4 protein-coding genes are annotated in these 4,531 nt (G+C 43.9%); 2 read left to right on the forward strand and 2 right to left on the reverse strand.

What is annotated here, in order from left to right:
• Nucleotides 1-97: 97 nt before the first annotated feature.
• Nucleotides 98-1,378: an ROK family transcriptional regulator gene (locus ASV53_RS22805; protein WP_094958814.1), complete on the reverse strand. Its 1,281-nt coding sequence runs from the start codon at nucleotides 1,376-1,378 to the stop codon at nucleotides 98-100.
• 289 nt (nucleotides 1,379-1,667) lie between these two features.
• Between ASV53_RS22805 and ASV53_RS22810 the strand changes: the two genes are divergently transcribed.
• Together ASV53_RS22810 and ASV53_RS22815 are read left to right on the forward strand one after the other, a co-directional pair.
• Nucleotides 1,668-2,621 carry an aldose 1-epimerase gene (locus tag ASV53_RS22810; protein WP_094958815.1) on the forward strand — a complete coding sequence of 318 codons (954 nt, stop codon included), beginning with the start codon at nucleotides 1,668-1,670 and terminating at the stop codon, nucleotides 2,619-2,621.
• Nucleotides 2,622-2,986: 365 nt separating this feature from the next.
• A complete protein-coding gene (locus ASV53_RS22815) occupies nucleotides 2,987-3,547 on the forward strand; it encodes an Rv1289 family protein (RefSeq protein ID WP_205049227.1) in 561 nt (186 codons plus the stop codon).
• A gap of 154 nt (nucleotides 3,548-3,701) precedes the next feature.
• On the opposite strand, the gene ASV53_RS22820 is transcribed toward ASV53_RS22815, so the two are convergent.
• Nucleotides 3,702-3,980 carry a hypothetical protein gene (locus ASV53_RS22820; RefSeq protein WP_094958816.1) on the reverse strand — a complete coding sequence of 93 codons (279 nt, stop codon included), beginning with the start codon at nucleotides 3,978-3,980 and terminating at the stop codon, nucleotides 3,702-3,704.
• Nucleotides 3,981-4,531: the final 551 nt, after the last annotated feature.

Here is a 4,531-nt window from a genome sequence, read left to right on the forward strand (position 1 = left end):
GCATTAATTACACTTGGATTTTGACAGCTCTGGAGGATCGTTCAACCGATCATATTTACGCTAACTGATCGGCATTAACCCCCAGCGGTGATCTTTTTTATGCGAGAAACAAACTATCCAGCTCCTGTTCAACCCATAAATAGCTCATGCCCATCACACGTTCTATTTGGCTTAGCTGACCAAACGACACCAGTGTTTGATCTTGGCGGCGGGCATTCTTATCTTCAAACGGATTAGTGAGTGTTTGATCTGTGATCGTATTTAACCAAGGTTGCCCCAAGGCACAAGTGTTGCCGTACAGAATGATTTTATTGATGTTGAGGGTGATCAGAAAATTATACAAAGCTTGACCAAGCACAGTTGCAGCGCGATGGGCGACATCTAACGCGATAGGATCGTGTTGTTGATAGCGCAGAACAAAATCATCAAATGCGAGAGTTTGTCCTTTTTCTATCTCTATCTCTCGTGTTTGCGGAAAGTGCGCACTCTCATCCTTACGAGTCGTCTTGTTGTGACGGTGTAACGAAGAGTGTTGAGAATAGCACTCGCACAAGGCTTTTGAACTGGCTTCGGTTTCTAAACATCCTTCGCGGCCACAACCGCAAATAATGCCGTTATTTGCCACTTTAGTGTGACCGATTTGCCCACTGCCAAACATTTTGCCGCGGTAGATATTATTGTTGATCAGGAACGAAGAGCCGATTCCGTAATCGATATTCAGTACACAGAAATCCTGCCCACTGTGGCCGCCTAACCACTTTTCTGCCAGTGCCATCATCACACAATCATTATCGACCAACACATCAACATGTAAGCGTTGTTCGAGAATGTATTTAAGCTCTATGGCTTGTGTCCACGGGGCTTGTGGCATCCGCATTGACGATCCAACATGAGTATCCACTTGTCCATGTACCGCAATCGATAGTCGATACGGTGTGGTGCGGTTCACTTGGCGACAGGCAACAATTACAGCAACAATATCGTCGATGAGTGCCTCTGGCGTAGCAGGTGCAATGGCTTGATTGATGAACGTAGAGCAGGGGGTAATTTCATTATCGACCATGATGGCCTGAATGCGGGTTGGAGACACGTTAAGGCAAATGGTATCGGGGCGATGGCGCGATACATTGTACAAGCCTTTAAAGTTGCCCTTGCTAACGTGTGGCGACACGGTATTTTCAACGCGGCCTTGCTCGATTAATGCATCAATGATCTTGGTGATCGCTGGAATGCTTAATTGTGTTGCCTGCGCCAGTTGTGATTTGGTCATCCCTTTGTTTTTATACAGCAACGCCATGATGATACGGCAGTTATATTGCCGCACCTGTTGGTTGTTAAGGCCTTTATGGCCATTGAACCCTAAGGTATTGGTCATCATTGTTTGTCACCACCTAATCAAAGTCGCTTTACTGGCCGCGTCATTACCCCTATTACTAACCACTCTTTAGGAATCCGTGTTTAGTAATAAATGTTTAGTCCTAAGTACTTAGTTATTAGAGCTTAGTTATCAGAGCTTAGTAATAAGTGTTTAGTAATCCCTGTGACCTCGCTATCACTCCACGAACCATCATCCTCTTACAGTAGCTTTTATAAGCAGATTTCGGGCTAATTACTTATTGAGTTAATTAACAAGTAGCACGGTATCACAACGGTAGAAGGGTTAATTTATGGTAACTCACACACTCGAAAATGACACATTAAAACTGGTAATTAATGAGCAGGGTGGAGTTATTGATGCCTTCCAATGCACGTATAACAATGGATGCGAATATGTCTGCAATCAAGGCGAAGAACATGCTTTCGATATTCTGCGGCCACGAACAAAACTGAGTGAGCACAGCGCGGGGGAAGCCAGCATGTTCCCTATGGTGCCCATGGTGAACCGCATTCGAGGTAACAGCTTTGAATGGCAGGGACGGCAAGTAACATTGCCGATTAATTCACAAGTGGATCCCGATTTCTTTTTACACGGTGATGGCTGGTTAACCCATTGGCAACTGTGTCGGCAGAACCAGCAAGAGTTATGGCTAGAATTAGTGATGACGTCAGATATTAAAGGTGTGTGTCACTACCAAGCCAAGCAGCATTTTCAGCTAGAACAAGACAGCCTGATTGTCACCATGACAGTAACCAACTTTAGCGAGGAAGCCTTTCCGTTCGGGGCGGGTTTTCATCCCTTCTTTCATTGCTTACCCAATACACAGGTGCAGTTCTCTGCGCTTGGCGTATGGCGGGAAGATGCGACTTATCTGCCAAGCGACTATACAACGGCTATTCCCACAGTATTCGATTTTGAACAAACCAAACCTATCCCCAACGCATGGATAAACAATGGTTATCGGATGGATAAATCGGGGGTAACAGCCACCTTGAACCACAATAATGGGTTACTCGTCACGCTCACCAGCCCGTGCCATTACTTGCAAGTGTATAAACCCGAAGGGCAAGCGGGTTTTCTGTGTGTAGAGCCACAAAGCCAAGCGGTAAATGCCCACGCAGAATTAGCGTCGTTGGCTACAACACCATTAGATACGGCTAGTCACCGTGAAAGCCTAACGATATTGGCACCGAAGCAGAGCATGCAGATCACCATGACGATTAAGGTTCAGGCTACGGTGTAATACGCTCGAAATCTCGAAATCTCGAAATCTTGAAACCTTGAAACCTCGGAATCGTGAAGCTCAACCTCCCGAACTTATTCCCTGCCTAAATCTTAAAAAGAAAAGCTATCACTCCAGTGCCTAGCTTTTCTTTTTTACTGTTGATTTGTCCAAATAACCATACAAAAACTGGGTTTGATAATAAACATGTTGATATAATAGCGATCTCATATTGTGAGTGCTTAGTTAGAACAATCATAGATAGGCTGAGTGAGGGGGTTACGTATGCGAATCGTTTATGCCATGCGGAGGTGATACTCGCTGCGGTAGGTTGGTGCAGTGGTGGCGTGGATGTGGTTAGGCTAATCTACATATTCGGAGAATGTATGCAGAAAAATAAGAAACCAACAGGGGTAAGCAGGAGAGTATTGCAATCTATCAAGCATTTGCAAACTGATGATTTTGAGGGGGCTCTCGTTAATTTATTTCCGGCAATAGATCAAACGGCAAAACGACGAAGACCAAAAGATGGTGTAGGTAAAAGAATCAAAGCATTCCTAGAAGATGAAGAAAAACTAATCTCAACCATTGCCACAGGTAACTGTTTATCCAATATTATATGTGATGGTATTAGCATTACAGATGCACTTTATAAGTTTGGTAGAACTTCAATTGCACATGAAGGTGAGCTCGACCCGAGGCTAGAGTTTAACTTGAATGGTTCGATACAGATTGGTTCAGATAAATGGAATCTCCCAATAGGTTATATCACAGGCATGTGCGCAGCAGTGATTGTAGCCGAAGAGAATGTGGCAGAAAGTTTTGACGATCAATTGGTCATTTCCGTTTTTGGTAAGCAGTTTCCTGTCGAGTCACTATGGGGCAATTCTCAACAGATTAAGACACACATTTGCAACGAATTTAGAAATAGTGAACTCTTTGACTAAACTAGCCTAACACATATGCCATTAATACGACCAACGCTGGGTATTTTTGGTTGCAAATTGTAGCGTGGTGTTTAAGGTGGTTTTATTGAGTTTGGTGGTACGTTGCTCACCACTTAACGCGGCTACCAAAAGGGGGAATCCCCCCCTTAAATTGCTATTGATCCGATGCGATGAAATCTCGAATACCATCAGAATACCCAAGAGCGAATGCTTGGTGAACACTCTTATGTCGCCCATCGGCTCTTGCTTGGCTATCGCCCAATTCGTCGATATTTAAGTGGATCGAGTTTCTTAACTGTCGCCCTTGCTCATAACCGGAGTTGTATGCACATTGGCAACATTTATGGCGTCCATTGTCGTGCATTTGGTGGTTACTAAGGTTCGTGAGAACAGATTCATCTAAACGGCGGATATGTGTTTGATTACAAGGCATAGCAAACTCCTATCATATAAAGTGTATAGCAAGTTATAATCGTATTTGCACATTAAGAACAATGCGTTAGATCAAAGGTCTATTGCGCGTGGACGGAATTGGTATATACAAACTGTTTAAGAGTAATTCGCAACGCGTGGCATTTTTTCTATGCGTTGAGTTTAGTGTTTAAGGTGTTATGCGGCGGCATCGGTATTGCTTTACTCACACCTTAACAAGTCGTTAAATGGCAAAAAATTCGATCTGTGTCGGAAGAATATTGACCATAACATGATGATATATCAAGACTAACTATAATCAGACATAGTGGATGGTTATAAAGTTAGAGGATATATGGTTACTGCAACTGAAAAGGCAGCACTAAAGGCAAAACTGGAAAATTATGAGGGCAAGGTTAATCATATGTACCTTGATTCGAAAGGTTATGTAACAGTAGGTGTTGGACCTGTCTCTAATACACATATCCGAGCCCACGAGACGGAGCTACAACTCGTATGCCGTCATCAGCTTGAAAAAAAAAAGGGGGGGGGGGGGGGGGGGGGGGGGGGGGG

This window comes from Photobacterium sanguinicancri, from assembly GCF_002265265.1.
GTDB classification, from domain to species: domain Bacteria; phylum Pseudomonadota; class Gammaproteobacteria; order Enterobacterales; family Vibrionaceae; genus Photobacterium; species Photobacterium sanguinicancri.

Bases quoted from the DNA above. Each gene is read 5' to 3' on its own strand.
- ASV53_RS22805 (WP_094958814.1), bottom strand. From the start codon at position 1,378: ATGATGACCAATACCTTAGGGTTCAATGGCCATAAAGGCCTTAACAAC.
- ASV53_RS22810 (WP_094958815.1), top strand. From the start codon at position 1,668: ATGGTAACTCACACACTCGAAAATGACACATTAAAACTGGTAATTAAT.
- ASV53_RS22815 (WP_205049227.1), top strand. From the start codon at position 2,987: ATGCAGAAAAATAAGAAACCAACAGGGGTAAGCAGGAGAGTATTGCAA.
- ASV53_RS22820 (WP_094958816.1), bottom strand. From the start codon at position 3,980: ATGCCTTGTAATCAAACACATATCCGCCGTTTAGATGAATCTGTTCTC.